At 70.8% G+C, this 17,521-nt stretch carries 17 protein-coding genes; 8 read left to right on the plus strand and 9 right to left on the minus strand.

The window, feature by feature from the left end; genetic code table 11:
- Window positions 1-14 precede the first annotated feature (14 nt).
- From purL to BLR02_RS21170, 6 genes are all read left to right on the plus strand, one after another.
- The gene (gene purL / locus BLR02_RS21145) at window positions 15-2,210 is read left to right on the plus strand and encodes a phosphoribosylformylglycinamidine synthase subunit PurL (RefSeq protein ID WP_245704892.1); all 2,196 of its coding nucleotides are present in this window, start codon (window positions 15-17) and stop codon (window positions 2,208-2,210) included.
- Window positions 2,211-2,215: 5 nt separating this feature from the next.
- Window positions 2,216-2,449: a BolA family protein gene (locus tag BLR02_RS21150; RefSeq protein WP_043337248.1), complete on the plus strand. Its 234-nt coding sequence runs from the start codon at window positions 2,216-2,218 to the stop codon at window positions 2,447-2,449.
- Window positions 2,450-2,466: 17 nt separating this feature from the next.
- A complete protein-coding gene (gene grxD, locus BLR02_RS21155) occupies window positions 2,467-2,805 on the plus strand; it encodes a Grx4 family monothiol glutaredoxin (RefSeq protein WP_090664558.1) in 339 nt (112 codons plus the stop codon).
- 146 nt (window positions 2,806-2,951) lie between these two features.
- Window positions 2,952-4,457, plus strand: a complete 1,506-nt coding sequence (locus BLR02_RS21160) for an AAA family ATPase (RefSeq protein ID WP_143018227.1) — start codon at window positions 2,952-2,954, stop codon at window positions 4,455-4,457.
- 33 nt (window positions 4,458-4,490) lie between these two features.
- Window positions 4,491-6,533 carry an NAD(+) synthase gene (locus tag BLR02_RS21165; protein ID WP_090664560.1) on the plus strand — a complete coding sequence of 681 codons (2,043 nt, stop codon included), beginning with the start codon at window positions 4,491-4,493 and terminating at the stop codon, window positions 6,531-6,533.
- 36 nt (window positions 6,534-6,569) lie between these two features.
- On the plus strand, window positions 6,570-7,178 hold the full coding sequence (locus BLR02_RS21170) for a cysteine hydrolase family protein (RefSeq protein ID WP_090564985.1): 609 nt from the start codon (window positions 6,570-6,572) through the stop codon (window positions 7,176-7,178).
- On the opposite strand, the gene BLR02_RS21175 is transcribed toward BLR02_RS21170, so the two are convergent.
- From BLR02_RS21175 to BLR02_RS21200, 6 genes are read right to left on the minus strand one after another with little or no spacing between them, the layout of a single operon-like run.
- Complete coding sequence (locus tag BLR02_RS21175) at window positions 7,175-7,486, minus strand: DUF4387 domain-containing protein (RefSeq protein ID WP_090664561.1); 312 nt, start codon at window positions 7,484-7,486, stop codon at window positions 7,175-7,177. The two genes, BLR02_RS21170 and BLR02_RS21175, sit on opposite strands and share 4 nt — an antisense overlap.
- A complete protein-coding gene (locus BLR02_RS21180) occupies window positions 7,486-8,841 on the minus strand; it encodes an acyclic terpene utilization AtuA family protein (RefSeq protein ID WP_245704887.1) in 1,356 nt (451 codons plus the stop codon). Before BLR02_RS21180 ends, BLR02_RS21175 begins: the two co-directional genes overlap by 1 nt.
- On the minus strand, window positions 8,838-9,815 hold the full coding sequence (locus BLR02_RS21185) for a Bug family tripartite tricarboxylate transporter substrate binding protein (RefSeq protein ID WP_176849722.1): 978 nt from the start codon (window positions 9,813-9,815) through the stop codon (window positions 8,838-8,840). The genes BLR02_RS21180 and BLR02_RS21185 overlap by 4 nt, the downstream gene beginning before the upstream one ends.
- Window positions 9,812-11,167 (minus strand): LLM class flavin-dependent oxidoreductase, encoded by a 1,356-nt coding sequence (locus BLR02_RS21190; RefSeq protein ID WP_090664563.1) that lies wholly within the window; start codon window positions 11,165-11,167, stop codon window positions 9,812-9,814. The genes BLR02_RS21185 and BLR02_RS21190 overlap by 4 nt, the downstream gene beginning before the upstream one ends.
- Window positions 11,168-11,181: 14 nt before the next feature.
- Entirely contained in the window at window positions 11,182-12,387 is a 1,206-nt protein-coding gene (locus BLR02_RS21195; protein ID WP_090664564.1) for a CaiB/BaiF CoA transferase family protein, read from the minus strand.
- On the minus strand, window positions 12,384-13,325 hold the full coding sequence (locus BLR02_RS21200) for an HpcH/HpaI aldolase/citrate lyase family protein (protein WP_218127444.1): 942 nt from the start codon (window positions 13,323-13,325) through the stop codon (window positions 12,384-12,386). Before BLR02_RS21200 ends, BLR02_RS21195 begins: the two co-directional genes overlap by 4 nt.
- Before the next feature lie 12 nt (window positions 13,326-13,337).
- Here BLR02_RS21200 and BLR02_RS21205 point away from each other — a divergent pair, with 12 nt between their 5' ends.
- Both BLR02_RS21205 and BLR02_RS21210 read left to right on the plus strand, forming a co-directional pair.
- Entirely contained in the window at window positions 13,338-14,237 is a 900-nt protein-coding gene (locus BLR02_RS21205) for a LysR family transcriptional regulator (protein WP_090664565.1), read from the plus strand.
- 6 nt (window positions 14,238-14,243) lie between these two features.
- Window positions 14,244-15,161 carry an alpha/beta hydrolase gene (locus BLR02_RS21210; RefSeq protein WP_090664566.1) on the plus strand — a complete coding sequence of 306 codons (918 nt, stop codon included), beginning with the start codon at window positions 14,244-14,246 and terminating at the stop codon, window positions 15,159-15,161.
- Here the strand turns inward: BLR02_RS21210 and BLR02_RS21215 are convergent.
- From BLR02_RS21215 to BLR02_RS21225, 3 genes are read right to left on the minus strand one after another with little or no spacing between them, the layout of a single operon-like run.
- Entirely contained in the window at window positions 15,158-15,847 is a 690-nt protein-coding gene (locus BLR02_RS21215; RefSeq protein WP_090664567.1) for a glutathione S-transferase family protein, read from the minus strand. The genes BLR02_RS21210 and BLR02_RS21215 overlap by 4 nt on opposite strands.
- Before the next feature lie 19 nt (window positions 15,848-15,866).
- The gene (locus BLR02_RS21220) at window positions 15,867-17,090 is read right to left on the minus strand and encodes an anion transporter (RefSeq protein ID WP_090664568.1); all 1,224 of its coding nucleotides are present in this window, start codon (window positions 17,088-17,090) and stop codon (window positions 15,867-15,869) included.
- Window positions 17,087-17,362 (minus strand): hypothetical protein, encoded by a 276-nt coding sequence (locus BLR02_RS21225; protein WP_090565000.1) that lies wholly within the window; start codon window positions 17,360-17,362, stop codon window positions 17,087-17,089. The genes BLR02_RS21220 and BLR02_RS21225 overlap by 4 nt, the downstream gene beginning before the upstream one ends.
- Window positions 17,363-17,521 lie beyond the last annotated feature (159 nt).

The following is a 17,521-nucleotide window of genomic DNA, read 5'->3' on the forward strand; positions in this document are numbered from 1 at the left end:
AACGCGTGAATATCGTGACACTCGCCCCCGAGAAAGCCCGCCAGCTCGCCGCCGAGTTCGGCCTGAAGCCGGACGAGTACGAGCGCGCGCTCGCCATCCTCGGCCGCACGCCCTCGCTCACCGAGCTCGGCATCTTCAGCGTGATGTGGTCGGAGCACTGCTCCTACAAATCCAGCCGCATCTGGCTGCGGGAGCTGCCGACCAAGGCCCCCTGGGTGATCCATGGGCCGGGCGAGAATGCCGGCGTCATCGATATCGGGGATGGGCTCGCCGCCGTCTTCAAGATGGAGAGCCACAACCACCCCTCCTTCATCGAGCCCTATCAAGGCGCGGCGACCGGCGTCGGGGGCATCCTGCGGGATGTCTTCACCATGGGCGCCCGGCCGATCGCCAACCTCAACGCGCTCCGCTTCGGCAGCCCGGACGCGCCGCGGATGCGGCAGGTGATCGATGGCGTGGTGCGTGGCATCGGCGGCTACGGCAATTGCGTCGGCGTGCCGACCGTCGGCGGCGAGGTGAATTTCCACCCGCGCTACAACGGCAACCCGCTGGTCAACGCCATGACGGTCGGCATCGCGCCGGCCGACCGGATCTTCCTCAGCGCGGCGGCGGGTGTCGGCAACCCGGTGGTCTATGTGGGCTCGAAGACCGGGCGGGACGGCATCCATGGTGCGACCATGGCGAGCACCGAATTCACCGCCGACAGCGAGGAGAAGCGCCCGACCGTCCAGATCGGCGACCCCTTCGCCGAGAAGCTGCTGATCGAGGCCTGCATGGAGCTGATGGCGACCGATGCCATCGTCGCCATCCAGGACATGGGCGCGGCCGGCCTCACCTCCTCCTCCGTCGAGATGGCCGGCAAGGGCGGCGTCGGCATCGAGCTCGACATGGAGCGCGTGCCCCAGCGCGAGGCGGGCATGACCGCCTATGAGATGATGCTGTCGGAGAGCCAGGAGCGGATGCTGATGGTGCTCCGCCCCGGTGCCGAGCACATCGCCGAGCGCATCTTCACGAAGTGGGAGCTGGATTTCGCCGTTATCGGGCGGCTGACCGATACCGGCCATATCGTCATCCGCCACCATGGCGAGGTCGAGGCCGACATCCCCCTTGCCCCGCTCGAGAGCGAGGCGCCGCTCTACCGTCGCCCGACCGTGGAGACGCCGAAGCTGCCGGTGCTGGACGCCGCCGCGGTCGCCGACCCGGTGGGGCTTGAGGCGGCGCTGACCAGCCTCGTCGCCTGCCCCGACCTCTGCTCCCGCCGCTGGATCTGGGACCAGTATGACAGCATGGTCGGCGGCCAGACGGCCAAGCGCCCTGGCGCCGCCGATGCCGCCGTGGTCCGCATCGAGGATCACCGGCGCGCGCTGGCGATGACCACCGACACCACCCCCCGCTACTGCTTCGCCGACCCCGAGGAGGGTGGCCGGCAGGCGGTGGCCGAGGCTTGGCGCAACCTGACCGCGGTCGGCGCCCGGCCGCTTGCCGTCACCGACAACATGAATTTCGGCAATCCGGAGAAGCCGGAGATCATGGGGCAGTTCGCCGCCGCCGTCCGCGGCATGGCGAGCGCCTGCACCGCGCTCGACTTCCCCGTCGTCTCGGGCAATGTCTCGCTCTACAACGAGACGGAGGGCCGGGGCATCCTCCCCACCCCCGCCATCGGCGGCGTGGGCGTGCTGGAGGATGTGGCGCAGGCCATCGGCCTCGCCCTTCCCGCCGGGACCGAGCTGGTCCTCATCGGCGAGACCCGTGGCTGGCTCGGCCAGTCGCTCTGGTTGCGCGAGATCGCCGGGCGGGAGGAGGGCGCGCCGCCGCCGGTCGATCTGGCCGCCGAACGCCGCAACGGCGATTTCGTCCGCGACCGGATCCTCTCGGGTGCCGTCCGCGCCTGCCATGATTGCTCCGATGGCGGGCTGCTCGTCGCGGTCGCGGAGATGGCCATGGCGGGCGACACCGGCGTCACCCTGCTGCCCGGCCCGGCCGATATCCCCGCCCATGCCTACTGGTTCGGCGAGGATCAGGGACGCTACCTTCTGGCCGTGACGGATGCCGCCGCCCTGCTGGCCGCCGCGCAGGCCGCTGGCGTGCCGGCGACCCGGCTCGGCCGCAGCGGGGGGGAGGCCTTGGTTCTGCCGGACGGCCGATCCATATCCGTCGCCAGCTTGCGGCAGGCGCATGAGGCGACCTTGCCCGCATTGATGGAGGGCTGACCGGGATGGCGATGCAACCTGCGGAGATCGAGGCGCTGATCAAGGCGGCGCTCCCCGATGCCGTGGTCACCATCGAGGATCTGGCGGGCGACGGCGACCATTACGCCGCTACCGTCGTCTCGGAGGCCTTCCGCGGCCGCAGCCGGGTCCAGCAGCACCAGCTTGTCTATGCCGCGCTGCGCGGCCGCATGGGGGGCGAGCTGCACGCCCTCGCCCTGCAGACCTCCGCCCCTGCCTGACCTACGGAGTCCAAACCATGACCAATCCAGTGTTCGAACGCATCGAGAGCGAGATCAAGGCCACCCCGGTCGTCCTCTACATGAAGGGCACGCCCGTCTTCCCGCAATGCGGCTTCTCCGCCCGCGTGGTGCAGATCCTCAGCCATGTCGGCGTGCCCTTCAAAGGCGTGAACGTGCTCGAGGACATGGAAATCCGCGAGGGCATCAAGGCCTATGCCAATTGGCCGACCATCCCGCAGCTTTATGTCCAGGGCGAGTTCGTCGGCGGCTGCGACATCATCATGGAGATGTTCCAGGCGGGTGAGCTGCAGTCGATGCTGAAGGAAAAGGGCATCCCCGTCTCCGCCGAGGCGTGACGCCAGCCGGCTCCGGGGGTGCCGCCACGGCATCCCCGCCACGCCTGCATTCATTCCGCGCAGGCGCTGACGAATTGTATTCACAAAAATAACATGACGGTGTTGTGTGATCGCTGTTTCGTGAACAGCGTGAGCGAGGCCGTCCATTGCCCGACACCAACCTGCAGACCGATACCCTGGTCACTCCGGCGGCCGGCCAGTCTTCCGAGGACCAGGTCTCCGATGCCGCGCTGCTGTTCGGCACATCGGGCAACCCGCCGCTCTGGCTCTGGCTGACGATCGAGCCGGGCGAGCTCTCCGCGCTGGAAGCGGCGCTTCTGCGCCATCTGCGCTCCCCCCTCTTCCCCTCGCGCATCGGCGAGGATGCGGTGCGGCCCGGCGATGACGCCGCGCTGCTCGACTTTGCCGCCCGCTTCGGCGCCATCGCCGCCCGCTTCGCCGAAGGCCCGGCCCTGGTGCTGGCCGCCGCCCGGATCGTCGCGGAGCGGGGCGGGCCGCTCTGCCGCCAGGGCGCGCTGGCCTGCATCGAGACGCTGCAGTACCGCCTGCACAGCGACGCGCGTGGGCTTGGCGGCGACTCGAGCCGGCTGCGGCATTTCGTGCTGGCGGCACGCCTCTCGGCCGATCTCTGGCTGCGCTTCTTCCCCGGGCCGGAGAGCGCCCGGCCGGTGACGGCGCGGCTGGCCGAGGTTCTGAACCTGCCCGCCCAGGCCCCGGCTCCCGCCGCTGCCACCTCTGCCCCGCCGCCGCCGCCTGTGGCCGGCGGCAGCCAGGCCGTGGTGCTGCAGCCCTTCACCCCGCCGAATGACCGCGGCGAGTGGCAGAGCTACCACCCGCTGACCACGCCGCTGCCGCTGCGCCGGGTGCCGCGGGATGCGCTGGCCCGGCTCGGCGCGCTGGCCGAGGCGGCACCCAGCTTCGCCGCCCCGCTGGCCGAGATCCGTCGCACCCTGGCGCTGGCCGCCCATGCCGGGCGGCCCTCGCCACGGCTGCGGCCGATCCTGCTGGTTGGCCCGCCCGGTGTCGGCAAGACCTGGTTCGCCCGGCGCCTGGCCGCGGCGCTCGACCTGCCCTTTGCCAGCCTCAACCTCGGCGGCGCCACCGACAACCGTTGCCTCCAGGGCACGGCGCGCGGCTGGTCGGCCACCACCCCGGCTTGGCCGATCGCCGAGATGGCCCGCCTCTCCGCCCCCAACCCTGTCTTCTTCCTCGACGAGATCGAGAAGGCCGGCGGCCAGCGGGACACCAATGGCCGGGCGCATGACACGCTGCTGGCGATGATCGAGCCGGAAAGCGCCGGCGCCTGGTTCGACGAATGCCTGCGCACCATGGCCGATCTCCGCCATGCCATCTGGATCATGGCGGCGAACGAGACGCGGGGGATCAGCGCCCCGCTGCTGTCGCGCCTCTCGGTCCACCATATCGAGCCGCCGCCGGCCAGCGCCTTCGATGGCACCTATGCCGGGCTGCTCGCCGGCATCGCCGAGGATATGGGCTGCACCGCCACCGACCTGCCGCCGCTGGAGCCGGAGGCGCGGGCGGCGCTGCGGCGCGGCTTCGCCGGCCACCGCAACCTGCGGCGGCTCCGAGCGCAGATGGAGGAATGCCTCGGCATCGCCGCCGAGGCGGTGCTTTCCGCGCCGCGCTGCTGACGAAAGCCTGGAAGGGGCGTTATCCTCCACAGGATGACGCCCTTTTCCTCGCTCTACCGGCACGGCTTCGCCCGGGTCGCCGCCTGCACCATCCGCACCGCGCTGGCCGACCCGGCCAGCAATGGGGCGGAAATCCTCCGCGTGGCGGAGGACTGCCACCGGCGGGGGGCGGCCGTCGCCGTCTTTCCCGAGCTCGCCCTCTCGGCCTATTCGATCGAGGACCTGCTGCTGCAGGACGTCCTCCTGGATGCGGTGGAGGCGGCGGCGGCGGAGCTGATCGAGGCCTCGCGCAGCCTGCTTCCGGTGCTGGTGGTGGGCGCGCCGCTGCGTTATGCGGGGCGGGTCTACAACACCGCCCTCGTCATCCATCGCGGCCGGCTGCTCGGCGTGGTGCCGAAGACCTATTTGCCCAATTACCGGGAATTCTACGAGAAGCGGCAGATCGCCCAGGGTGACGGGGCGACCGAGGGCGATATCCGCCTCGCCGGGCAGACGGCGCCCTTCGGCGCCAGCCTGCTCTTCGAGGCGGAGGATGTTCCTGGCCTCGTGATCCATACCGAGATCTGCGAGGATTTCTGGGTGCCGGTGCCGCCCAGCGGCCCGGCGGCCCTGGCGGGCGCAACGGTGCTGCTGAACATCAGCGGCAGCCCGATCACCATCGGCAAGGCGGAGACGCGGCGGCTGCTCTGCCAGTCGCAATCGGCCCGCTGCCTCGCGGCCTATGTCTATACCGCCGCCGGCGCAGGAGAATCGACCACCGAGGTGGCCTGGGACGGTCAGGCCGAGATCTTCGAGAACGGCGCCCTGCTGGCCGAGACGGAGCGCTTCCCGATGGCGGCGCAGATGGCCGTCGCCGATATCGACCTCGACCTGCTGCGGCAGGAGCGGATGCGCCAGGGCACCTTCGACGACAACCGGCGCAACACCCCGGCCGCCGCCGGCTTCCGCCGCATCCCCTTCCGGCTGGAGCCGCCCGCGGCCGATCTCGGCCTGGAGCGCCCGATCGAGCGCTTCCCCTTCGTCCCGGCCAACCCCGAGCGCCTGGCCCAGGATTGCTACGAGGCCTACAACATCCAGGTCGCCGGCCTCGTGCAGCGGCTGGAGGCGGCGCGGATCAAGCGCATCGTCATCGGCGTCTCGGGCGGGCTCGACAGCACCCAGGCGCTGATCGTCGCCGCCAAGGCGATGGACCTGCTGGGCCGGCCGCGCACCGACATCGTCGCCTTCACCATGCCGGGCTTCGGCACCTCCGAGGGCACCAAGGGCAATGCGCACCGGCTGATGGCCTCGCTCGGCGTCGAGGCGCGGGAGCTGGATATCCGCCCCGCAGCGCGGCAGATGCTCGGCGATCTCGGCCACCCCTTCGCCGAGGGGAAGCCGGTCTATGACATCACCTTCGAGAACGTTCAGGCGGGGTTGCGCACCGACTACCTGTTCCGCGCCGCGAATTTCCATGATGGCATCGTGCTCGGCACGGGCGACCTGTCGGAGCTGGCGCTGGGCTGGTGCACCTATGGCGTCGGCGACCAGATGTCGCACTACAACGTCAATGCCGGGGTGCCGAAGACGCTGATCCAGCATCTCATCCGCTGGGTCATCGCCTCGGAGCAGTTCAGCGCCGAGGTGTGCGAGGTGCTGGGCGCCATCCTCGACACCGAGATCTCGCCGGAGCTGGTGCCGGCCGAGGAGGGCCAGGCCCTGCAGAGCACCGAGGCCAAGGTTGGGCCCTATGCGCTGCAGGACTTCAACCTCTACTACACGCTGCGCTACGGCTTCCGCCCCTCCAAGATCGCCTTCCTGGCGCTCCATGCCTGGGGCGATGCCGCGCGGGGCGGGTGGCCACCGCATTTCCCCGAGGCGAAGCGGAACGCCTATGACCTGCCGGCCATCCGCCATTGGCTGGAGGTCTTCCTCAACCGCTTCTTCGGCTTCAGCCAGTTCAAGCGCAGCGCCATGCCGAACGGACCGAAGGTGGCGGCCGGCGGCTCGCTCTCGCCGCGTGGCGACTGGCGGGCGCCGTCCGATGGCAATGCCCGCGCCTGGGTGGAGGAATTACGCCGGAACGTGCCGGAGTAGATTGCATCCCCGCCATGTCTGCGTCGTTCACGCGGCATGGCACAAGACGAACTGCATCACGGCCCGCTGACCGAGACCTGCCTGCATCTCTGCATCGACATGCAGAACCTCTTTGCCGGGCAGACCGAATGGCACACCCCCTGGATGGAGCGGGTGGCGCCGAAGGTGGAGCGGCTGGCCGCCGCCCACCCGGAGCGCACCATCTTCACCCGCTTCATCCCTGCCGACCGCCCTGGCGAAGGGACAGGCACCTGGCGGCGCTACTGGGAGCGCTGGCCCTCCCTGACGCGGGAGCGGCTGCCGGAGGGCGCGATCGACCTGCTGCCGCCGCTGCAACGGCTGGTGCCGCCGGCGGAGCTCTTCGACAAAAAGGTCTATTCGCCATGGGTCTGCGGCACGCTGCACCCGCGGCTGCAGGAGCGGGGGATCGAGACGCTCATCATCAGCGGGGCGGAGACGGATGTCTGCGTCCTCGCCGCCGTGCTGGGCGCCGTCGATCTCGGCTACCGGGTGGTGGTGCCGACGGATGCGATTTGCAGCTCCTCCGACCATACGCATGACGCGATGCTGGCCCTCTACAACGAGCGCTACGGCCAGCAGGTGGAGGCGGTGACGACGGAGCTGATCCTGCGGGAGTGGCGCTAGATCGGTACCTCCACATCCAGCAACGGCGCGTGTTGCTGCGCGCCATAGACATCGGTGTCGCCGAAGTCGCCGGCGGGCACCAGGCGCGGCAGCGTCGCCTTGAAGGCGGAGGCGGTGTCGTAGGGGGTGAAGAGCACATCCCCCTCCGCCACGCCGTAGAGCCGGGCGAAGAGCGCCGCGCTCAGCACGCCCGTCGCCTTGACGCGGCGGTACAGGCCTGGGTCCTCGAACAGCACGTCGATGGTGACCATGAAGGGCCCGGCATTCTTGCTCTTGCAGACCTGGGCGATGTCGCGGATCCGGGGCATCACACGCTCTCGTATTCGATGGGGAAGAGGGCGCAGGGGTCGTCCACCGCGAGGGTGTGGAAGATGCTGAACCGGTAGAGCTCGCCGAGCGGGATGTCGGAGGGCGAGAAGGGAAAGGCCATGTTGCCCTCCTTGCAGAGCCGGCCGGGGAAGTCGGCATGCAGCAGGCTGGTGCGCGCCATGGCAAGCACGGCATTCGCCACCTCCTGCTCGTCGGCCAGGACCTCGATGACGAAGCCGAGCTCATGCGAGGTGACCTGCGTCACCGGCTCCCATCCCGCCATCACCGCATCCCGCCCGATGACGCGGACGGCCATGCGGTAGCGGTCGGCCGAGACGCCGAAGGAGGCGGCCTTGGCTTCCACCTTGGCGCGGTGCGTGGCGAGGTAGTCGTCGATCTGGCCGATCAGCACCGGGTCCCGCGTGGCGCAGATGGTGATGGCGCGGTAGCCGGCCAGCTCCACCCCTTCCAGCTTCACGGTGTAGGTCTCGGCCGGCGTCCAGCGCATGCCGGCGACCTTCACGGCCCGGTCGGAGACGGGGGTGAAGGTGACGTCCGAGGTATCCAGCAGTCCGCCCGGCTCGACATGGTGGGTCGGGCTGGAATTCTCATGCAGTGCGAAATTGGCGACCGAGAGGGGCGTGCAGCGGCGGATCGGGTTGGGCGGCTCGCAGACCAGGTGGTCGTCCTCGATCGTCACCAGCAGGCAGTCCGGCTCCTTCGGCGTGGTGGGCTCGGCGCCGCATTCGAGCATCTTGCCGGCATACCAGGAGGGCGCCGGCGCCATGCCCGCGCGGATGGCGGGTGCTGCCCACTGCGCCGGGTCGCTGCTGCGGCCGGCGAGGATCACCTGCGCGCCGCCATCGAGCGCGCGGGCGATCGGCTCCGGCCCCATCATGCCGACGATGCGCGTCGCCCGGTCGATGGTCGCCGCGTCGAGTGGTGGCAGCCTGGCCAGCGGCCGGGTCTGATCGAGCCTCGAGGCGAGCATCGCCTTGTCCTGCTCGGCATGGATCAGCGCCATGCGGAAGGAGAGGCCCTCCTCCCGCGCGATCTCGCGCGCCAGCGCCGCCATGCCCTGCAGGTGCGGCTCGCCCCCTGCCCCGCCGGAGGTGCCGATGATGCAGGGGATGCCGGCGGCCACAGCCGCCTGCAGCATCAGCCGGAAGTCACGCTTCACCGAGAGGCGCGAGCAGAAGGAGGTACCGGCGCCGAGATAATGCGGCCCTGGGTCCGTGGAGCCGCCGTCGCAGCCGATGACCTGCGGTTGGCGGCTCATCCCGATGCGGAGCGATTCCTCGGCATAGCCATAGCCGAGAATGCCGCTCGTCGAGAGCATGGTGAAGGTTTTCATTGGCGGGGCAACAACCCTTCCTTGGCGGCCTTGGCCCAGCGGGCGTCGTCGTCGCGCAAGGTGGCGGCCAGCGCTTCCAGGTCCATCGGCGCCGGATCGGAGGCCATGGTCCTGAACTTCTCCTGCATGGACGGCGTCGCGCTGACCTCGGCGCAGGCACGGTTGAAGCGGCGGGCGATCTCCACCGGCAGCTTCGCCGGGCCGAAGATCCCGACCCAGCCGATGAAGGTGCACTCGGGCAAGCCGCATTCGACCAGGGTCGGGCTGTCCGGCAGGAAGCCGGAGCGCTCCGGCGAGGTGACGGCAATCACCTTCACCTTGCCGCCCGTCAGCAGCGGCATCGCCGTCGCCGTGCTGCCCCAGGCGAGCTTCAGGTGCCCGCCGGTGAGGTCACCGAGATAGGCGCCGCTGCCGCGATAGGGCACCTCCGTCAGGTCGATGCCGGCCGCCTTGGCGAATTGATTGGCGGCATAGGAGGATTGAGCATCGGAGGTCGCCTGCGCGATCTCACCCTTCGGCCGCGTCTTGGCATAGGCGATGAGGCTGGGGATGTCCTTGAAGGGCGCGTCGGTATTCGCCATCAGCACCAGCGGGTAGCGCGCCATCAGCGCGATGGGGGTGAAATCCGCCATCGGGTCGAAGGGCAGGTTCGGCACCATGTGGCGGTTCATCACATGGGTGCTGGTGACGGTGACGAAGGTGTAACCATCGGGCGCGCTGCGGGCCACGGCCTCCGAACCCACGATGCCGTTGGCGCCCGCCCGGTTCTCGACGACGAAGGTCTGGCCGAGACGCGCGGTCAGCCCCTCGGCCATGGCGCGGGTGGTGAGGTCGGTGCCGCCGCCCGGCGCATAGGCGACGACCAGGCGCACCGGCCGCTCGGGCCAGTTGCCCTGGGCGCGCACCGCCGGCGGCGCCAGCAGGCCCATGCCGGCGGCGGCAAGACCGCGCCGGCCGAGAAGCAGCTGCCTCATTGTGCCTTCCTCCATTCGCCATGTTGCGGCCGTTCCAGGCCGAGATTCTCGCGCAGCGTGCTGCCCGCGTAGTCCTTGTGGTAGAGGCCGCGCCGCTGCATCTCGGGCACCACCAGCCGGGTGAAATCCTCGAAGGAGCCGGGATTCTGCGAGGCGACGAGGACGAAGCCATCGCAGGCGCGGCCCTCGAACCAGGCCTGCATCTGGTCCACCACCTGCCGCGGCGTGCCGGTGAAGTTGGGGAATTCGCGCGTGGTGCCGCGGCCCGAATAGGTGACGAAATCGCGCACCGTCGGGTTCTGCTTGCCGCTCAGCATGACGATGCGGTCCTTGAAGCCGCCCCAGGACAGGCCGGCCAGCTCCGCATCGGTGAAGGGCTCGTCCATCGGCTTCGAGGCGAAGTCGAAGTTGAGCGCCTCGGAGAGCAGCACCACACCATCCTCGGCCGTCGCCAGCGCCTCGGTGAAGCGGCGCTTCTCCTCGGCCAGCGCCTCGGTCTCGGCGACGTTGACATAGACAGCCGGGGCGACCGTCACCTCGTCCGGGTTGCGGCCGGATTCAGCGACGGCGCGCTTGAGGTCGGCATATTGCTTCTTCCCCGCCTCGATATGCGGATAGACGACGAAGATCAGTTCGCCCCAGCGCCCGGCGAAGCGGCGGCCTCGGCCGGACTGCCCGGCCTGGATCAGCACCGGATGGCCCTGTGGGCTCCGCGGCACCGGCAGCGGGCCATGGGTGCGGAAGAACTTGCCCTCGTAGCGCACGGGGCGGACCTTGGAGGCATCGGCGAAGCGGCCACTCTCCTTGTCGAGCAGGATGGCGTCGTCGTCCCAGCTGTCCCAATGGCCCATGACCGCTTCCATGAACTCGTCGGCGCGGTCGTAGCGGAGGTCGTGCTCGAGATGCTCGGTGCGGCCGAAATTCGCCGCCTCGGAATCGTTGAGGGAGGTGACGACATTCCAGGCGGCGCGGCCCCGCGTCATCAGGTCGAGCGTCCCGAACAGGCGGGCGACGTGGAACGGCTCGTAATAGGTGGTCGAGTAGGTGCCGCCGAGGCCGAGCCGGCTCGTCACCTGCGACATAACGGCGAGGATCGTCGCCGGGTCCATCTTGACGACGCGGATGCCGTTCTCGACGGCCGCCACATGGTCGCGCCCGTAGATATCGGGCATGGCCAGCCGGTCGTCGAAGAAGGCGAGGTGGAACTTGCCCTCCTCGAGGATGCGGGCCACGCGGGTGAAGTAGTCCGGCGTGAGGAAATCCGTCGCTGCGGCGGGGTGCCGCCAGGAGCCGGGGGCGATGGAGCAATTCTGCGCCTGCAGGAAGCCCACCATCTTGATCGTGCGGTTCATTCTTGTTCTCCCTGTCAGATGGCGCCCGACTGCCGCAGCGCGGCGATGTCCTCGGCCACCATCCCCAGCCAATTGCCCAGGATCTCTTGCGTGTCGGCCCCCCGCGCCCGCCCGGCATGGCGGAGCGTCGGCGGCGTCTCGGTCAGCCGCGGCACCGGCGCCGGCAGGGCCAGCTCGCCGGCCCGCTCGTCGATGATGCGGAAAATGTTCTCGCGCGCCGCGATATGCGGGTCCGCGAAGATGTCGGCGATGCTGTTGATCGGGCCCCAGGGCACCTCCGCCGCGTCGCAGGCGGCGCCGAGCTGCTCCATCGTCATCCCCGCCGCCCAGTCGGCGACGATGCCGTTCACCTCCGAGCGGTTGGCGATGCGCTGCGCCGTCTTCTCGAAGCGGTCGGGCGCGGTCAGCTCCGGCCGGCCCATGGCCTCGGCGAGCCTCGCAAAAATCTTGTCGCTGGTGCAGGCGATCGCCACCCAGCGCCCTTCGCTGGTCTGCCAATGGCCATGCGGCACTACGGTCGGCACGTCGGCGCCCATGCGCTCGCGCACGAAGCCCGTCTTGGCATAGGCCGGCGCGATCTCGTCGAGCAGGCGGAAGACGGATTCATAGAGGCCGATATCGACATCCTGCCCCTGCCCCGTGCGTTCCGCGACGCGCAGCGCCATCAGCACGCCGACCGCGCCCCAGATGCCGGAGAGGTAGTCGGCCAGCGAGGTGGAGCCGGGCACGACGGGTTTCCCATCCGGCTCTCCGGCCAGGAAGCTGAGGCCGCCGAAGCCATGCGCCACGCGGGCGAAGCCTGGCAGGCCGCGCTTCGGACCGGTCTGGCCATAGGCGCTGACCCGCAGCACGACGAGCCTTGGGTTGATCTCGCGCAGCGCATCGGGGCCGAGCCCCCACTTCTCCAGCGTGCCGGGGCGGAAATTCTCGAGCAGCACGTCGGATTGCGCGACCAGCTTGCGGAACACCGCGGCACCCTCCGGGTGGCGCAGGTCGAGCGTCATGCACTGCTTGTTCCGCGCCTCGCTCAGCCAGGCGAGGGTGTCGCCGCACTCGGTCGGGGTGCCGAAGGCGCGCATCGGGTCGCCGAGCTTCGGATGCTCGATCTTCAGCACCGTCGCGCCGAAATCGGCGAGGATGGTGCCGGCGAAGGGCGCGGCGAGGAAGGTGGCGATGTCGAGCACCTTCACGCCCGCCATCGGTTGCTGCAACGCGCTCATGCGTCGAGCCCCGCCTGCCGCAGGATGTCGCGCGCCATCAGCGCATGCACCGCATCGACCATCATCCCATCCTCCGCGGCCGCGCCGGCCCCTGCTTCCTCCGCCCGGGCGAGCGTCGCCAGGACCTTCCTTGCCCAGGCGATCCGCGCCTCATCCGGCGAGAAGACCGCGTTGATCGGGTCGATCTGGTCGGGGTGGATCGCCCATTTCCCCTCATAGCCGAGCGCCCGCGAGCGGATGGCCGAGGCGCGCAGCCCTGCCGCGTCGCGGAAATCGGCGTAGACGGCGTCGATCGGCCGCACGCCCGCCGCGCGGCAGGCATTGGCGATGCGGGCCAGCGCATAATGCCACTGGTCGTTGGCCGCGCCGGCCAGCGCGTAGTCCGGGTTCGGCAGGCCGACGACCGTATCCGGCGTCCGCATCTCGCGCATGTAGTCGCCGAGGCCGAAGATCACCGTCTCGACGCGCGAGTGGGCCTCGGCGATCTCCTCCACCCGGCCGACGCCCCGTGCCGTCTCCACCAGCGCGGCGATGCCGATGCGAGGGCGCCCCGTCGCCGCCTCGACGCCGTCGAGGAGGGCGGCGAGGAAGCGGATGTCGAAGGCTTCGCTTGCCTTGGGGAGGACGATGCGGTCGAGGCGCGGGCAGGCCTCGGCCACCTCGATGACGTCGCGGTGGCACCAGGGCGTGCCGATGCCGTTCACCCGCACCGACATGATGCGGGGCCCCCAATCCACCCCGTTCAGGGCGGCGATGGCAGCCGCCCGCGCCTCATCCTTCCGGCTGGCGGCGACGCCATCCTCGAGGTCGAGCACGATGGCATCCGCCGCGCTCGCCGCCGCCTTGGCGAAGAAGCGCGTGGAGGTCGCGGGCACCGAAAGCTCGCTCCGCTGCGGCCGCCCTGCCCTGGCCTCGACGCTCATCGCCTGCGGTGTCACGCTGTGCACTCCATGTCCGTCAACCTCAAGCTGCTGAATGCCTTCCTGCTGGTCGCCGAGCACCGCAGCTTCCGCCGCGCGGCGGAGCTGTCCGGCCGCTCGCAATCGGCGCTCAGCCTGCAGGTGCGGGAGCTGGAGGGGCAGCTCGGCGCCCCGCTCTTCCATCGCACGACGCGCGCCGTCGGGCTGACGCCGGAGGGCGAGGCGCTGCTGCCGCATGCCCGCCGCGCCAATGCGGAGCTGGAGGCCGGGCTGCGCCGCGTCCGCGCCGCGGCGGCGATGGAGGCCGGGCGGCTTGCCCTCGGCTGCCCGCCGCATATCGCCGAGACGGTGCTGCCGCCGCTGCTCGCCGCCTTCCATCGCGCGCATCCACGCGTCGCCATCCATATCCGCGAGATGCCGCAGGCGGCGGTGCTGGAGGGCGTGCGGCGGCAGGACCTGGAATTCGGCATCGGGCCCCGGCCTGCCCATGCGCCGAGCCTCGGCTTCACCCCGCTCCGGGAGGAGGCGATCCTGGCGCTGGCCGTGCCGCGCTTCATCCCGAAGGGGGCGCGGAGCCTGCCGCTGGCGGCGCTCGGGCGGCTGCCCATCCTCATCACCAGCGGGGCGAACACGATGCGGGCGATGGTGGAGGAGGCGGCGGCGAGCATCGGCACCTCCTTCGATCCCTGCTGCGAGGTGCAGATGCCGGCGACGGCCATCGCGCTCGCCGCCGAGGGGCTGGGGGTGGCGGTGATCCCGGAGCTGGCCCTGCCGCGGCGGCGCCCGCCGGGACTGCGCGTGCTGCCGATCACCGATCCGCCGATGCTGCGCGAGGTCGGCCTCGTGCAGCTGCGCGGCAGCCGGCTCTCGCCGGCGGCGCTGGCCTTCATCGGCCTGCTGGAGGCGGCCATTATGCGGCCGGCCGTATAGGACATCATGGTTCCACCCTGTTGCCCGGATCGAAGCCCGTGCCACGGCCGGGCGTCCAGCGAGTTTCGGCAAGCGATTGATCGCATTTCGCGATCGCTCCTGCTGGCCCTTGCGCTCGGACTCGGCGGCTGTTCGGGCACCGGGCTGCTGAACCGGCTCGCCCCGGCGGAGGGCGTCACGGTCGCGCGCGGCATCCCCTATGCCGGCCGCCTTGGCCTCGACCTCTACGAGCCGGCGCCGCCAGTGGACGGGCTGCCAAGGGACGGGGTGCCGGTGCTGGTCTTCCTGCATGGCGGCGGCTGGGAGAGCGGCATGCCGAGCGATTACCGCTTCCTCGGCACGGTGCTGGCCCGGGAGGGCGTGCGCGTCGTGATCCCGGCCTACCGGCTATGGCCGGAGGCTGGCTATCCCGCCTTTCTCCGGGATGCGGCGCAGGCGGTGCGCTGGGCGCGGGAGAGGTGGCCGGGCGCGCGGCTCTTCCTCATGGGCCATTCCGCCGGGGCCTACATGGCTGCCATGCTGGCGCTCGACGGACGCTGGCTCGGCGCCGCCGGGCTGCGGCCGGGGCGCGACCTGGCGGGGGTGATCGGCCTGTCCGGCCCCTATGACTTCCTGCCGCTGCGGAGCCCGGTCCTCCAGGCGATCTTCGGCCTCGAGCCCGGCTGGCCCGACACCCAGCCGATCCGCCATGTCGCACCCGGTGCGCCGCCGATGCTGCTGGCGACCGGCCTCGCCGACACAACGGTCGACCCTGCCAACACGGCGCGCCTCGCCGCCGCATTGGGCGCGGCCGGCGACCGGGTCACGCTCCGGTACTACCCGCAGGTCGGGCATGCGATGACCATCGGCGCCTTCGCCGGGCTGCTGCGGCCCGTGGCGCCGGTGCGGGAGGATGTGCTTGGCTTCCTCCGCGGCGGGTATTAGGCCGCGAGGGCCGGCGCGGCGCGGGCGAGGCCGCCATGGAGGTCGAGCATGCGCTCCTGCCAGTCATGCACCGCGTCGCCCGGCTCCAGCAGCGGCAAGGGGCTGACGGCGCGCGGCCACATCAGCGTGCCGAAGACGCAGTAGTCGCCGTAATCCGGCGCCGGGCCGCCGAGGAAGGGCTGGAACTTCAGCAGGTGGCGCAGCGGCAGCAGCAGGGCACGGAATTCCGGCAGCCGCGCCTCCCGCTCCGCCGTCACCTGGCCGAGCGGCATGCCGAACCTCCGCTCGCGGCTCTCGATGAAATAGGCGCGGTCCGCCGCGCCGAGCAGCGCCGGGATGTCGGAGACGATGAGCTTCGCCAGCGCCGGCAGCAGCACCGCATCCGACCAGGTGGCGAGGAAGCGCTGCGCCGCGGGCGTGCCCTGGAAAAGATTGGGTGCCTCCGGATAGGCCTCCTCCAGGTATTCCGCGATGGCCCAGCTATCGGCCACCGTCCGCGCGCCATCGACCAGCACCGGCACCTTGTCGCTGCCGGAAAAGCCCAGCGCCGCCTTCTCGGTGAAGCGCCAGGGCACCACCTCCGCCTCCAGCCCCTTATGGGCAAGGGCCATGCGGCTCCGCCAGCAATAGGGGCTGAATCGGCGCTCCGGATCCGTGCCGCAGAGTTCGTAGAGCTGGCGTGCCATGGCGTCATTCCCCGCTCGTTCAACGCAACCATAGCCCAATCGCGAGCGTGGCCAAGGTCACCGGTATGCCGGTGCGGGCATAGCGCCAGAAACCGATCTCCACCCCCTCCGCCGCCGCGCGCTGGGCGACGATGAGGTTGGCGACCGAGCCGACCAGCGTCAGGTTCCCCGCCAGGGTGGAGGCCATGGCAACCAGCAGCCAGGCGCGCTGCGGGTCGGCCAGTGCCTCGATGAAGGGCTTCAGCACCAGCACGGCGGGGACATTGCTGACGAGGCTGGAGAGGATGGTCGTCACCACGGTGAGCGAGAGCGGATCCTCGAGATGCAGGCGGGCGGCGGCGGCCAGGACCTCCGGCGTGAGCATCACCTGCTCCAGCCCGTCCACCACGACGAAGAGGCCGGCGAACATCGCCAGCAGGGGCCAGTCCACCTCGCGCCAGACGCGCTCGGGCTTCACCCGCCGCGTCAGCAGCAGCAGCGCGCCGCCGAGCAGGCTGGCCAGGGCGACGGGCACGCCGGCGAGGAAGGCGATGACGACGCCGAGCGCGACGAGCGCGGATTTCAGCGCGAGCGGGCGGTGGATGCGCGGCAGCCGCGCCGGCGCCGGCGGCGGCAGCCGGGCCACCAGGAATTCACCGGGATGCAGCAGCAGGATCAGCAGGAAGCAGGCGGCGAGGCCGAGCGCCGCGACCGGCGCGAGGGCCAGCGCGAACTCGCCCCAGCCCAGGCCCGAGAAGCCGCCGACGATCATGTTCTGCGGGTTGCCGGTGATAGTCGCCGCGCTGCCGATATTCGCCGCCATGGCGACCGCCAGCAGATAGGGCAGCGGGTCCCGCCGCAGGTGCCGCGCCAGCGCCACGACCAGCGGCGTGACGGCGAGGCAGACCGTGTCGTTCACCAGCACGGCCGAGAGCCCGCCGCTGACCAGCACCACCGCGGCCAGCAGCGCCGCCGGGTGGCGGGCGCGGGCGCCGGCCATCACCGTCACCAGCCGGAAGAAGCCGGCGAGGCGGAGATTGGCCACCAGCAGCATCATGCCGAGCAGCAGGGCGAGCGTGCCGAGATCGATGGCGGCGAAGGCCTGATGCTCGGTCAGCGCGCCGCAGCCCACCATCAGCGCGCCGCCGAGCACCGCGGCGCCGGTGCGGTCGAGGCGGAGACCGGGCACCCGGCCGACCGCCATCACCGCATAGGTGGCAAGGAAGACGAGCAGCGCGGCGATGCGGGTGGCGTCCTGGGTCATGCGTCCTTCGGTCCGGTTTCCGGCATCGCCAGCCAGAACAGCAGCGTGGCCGCCGCGGCGATGCCGGCGAGCACGGGGAAGGCGGTGCGCCCCGCCAACCCAAGGGTGATGGTGGCGATCGCCGGGGCGAAGACGGGATGCGCAGCGCCGGTCAGCCCGCGCTTGGCGCGCACCGCATCGGCCAGAGTCCCACCCGGCGTCCGGGCAACAGGTCCGGCGGTGGCGGAGGTGGAGAGGGTGATGCCGATGCTCGCTTGGTCCCAGTGATGCACGGCAGGAGGTCGATCGCCAGACAGGGGCCGAGCCCGTCCCGGGCCTCGGCCCACCGTTGCCGTCATCACTGTTCCATCCTGCTGGAGCGCGGCCGGAACGGCAACGATGCGCCGCGGTTCCACCGGCTGGACGCCTTGCAATCCGGGCGCCCATAGTCG

The organism is Belnapia rosea (assembly GCF_900101615.1).
Classification (GTDB): Bacteria; Pseudomonadota; Alphaproteobacteria; order Acetobacterales; family Acetobacteraceae; genus Belnapia; species Belnapia rosea.

Excerpts from the sequence above, each read along its gene's own strand:
- BLR02_RS21150 (WP_043337248.1), top strand. The coding sequence starts at position 2,216 with ATGGCGATGCAACCTGCGGAGATCGAGGCGCTGATCAAGGCGGCGCTC.
- grxD (WP_090664558.1), top strand. The coding sequence starts at position 2,467 with ATGACCAATCCAGTGTTCGAACGCATCGAGAGCGAGATCAAGGCCACC.
- BLR02_RS21165 (WP_090664560.1), top strand. The coding sequence starts at position 4,491 with ATGACGCCCTTTTCCTCGCTCTACCGGCACGGCTTCGCCCGGGTCGCC.
- BLR02_RS21170 (WP_090564985.1), top strand. The coding sequence starts at position 6,570 with ATGGCACAAGACGAACTGCATCACGGCCCGCTGACCGAGACCTGCCTG.
- BLR02_RS21175 (WP_090664561.1), bottom strand. The coding sequence starts at position 7,486 with ATGCCCCGGATCCGCGACATCGCCCAGGTCTGCAAGAGCAAGAATGCC.
- BLR02_RS21180 (WP_245704887.1), bottom strand. The coding sequence starts at position 8,841 with ATGAAAACCTTCACCATGCTCTCGACGAGCGGCATTCTCGGCTATGGC.
- BLR02_RS21185 (WP_176849722.1), bottom strand. The coding sequence starts at position 9,815 with ATGAGGCAGCTGCTTCTCGGCCGGCGCGGTCTTGCCGCCGCCGGCATG.
- BLR02_RS21190 (WP_090664563.1), bottom strand. The coding sequence starts at position 11,167 with ATGAACCGCACGATCAAGATGGTGGGCTTCCTGCAGGCGCAGAATTGC.
- BLR02_RS21195 (WP_090664564.1), bottom strand. The coding sequence starts at position 12,387 with ATGAGCGCGTTGCAGCAACCGATGGCGGGCGTGAAGGTGCTCGACATC.
- BLR02_RS21205 (WP_090664565.1), top strand. The coding sequence starts at position 13,338 with ATGTCCGTCAACCTCAAGCTGCTGAATGCCTTCCTGCTGGTCGCCGAG.
- BLR02_RS21210 (WP_090664566.1), top strand. The coding sequence starts at position 14,244 with ATGGTTCCACCCTGTTGCCCGGATCGAAGCCCGTGCCACGGCCGGGCG.
- BLR02_RS21215 (WP_090664567.1), bottom strand. The coding sequence starts at position 15,847 with ATGGCACGCCAGCTCTACGAACTCTGCGGCACGGATCCGGAGCGCCGA.
- BLR02_RS21220 (WP_090664568.1), bottom strand. The coding sequence starts at position 17,090 with ATGACCCAGGACGCCACCCGCATCGCCGCGCTGCTCGTCTTCCTTGCC.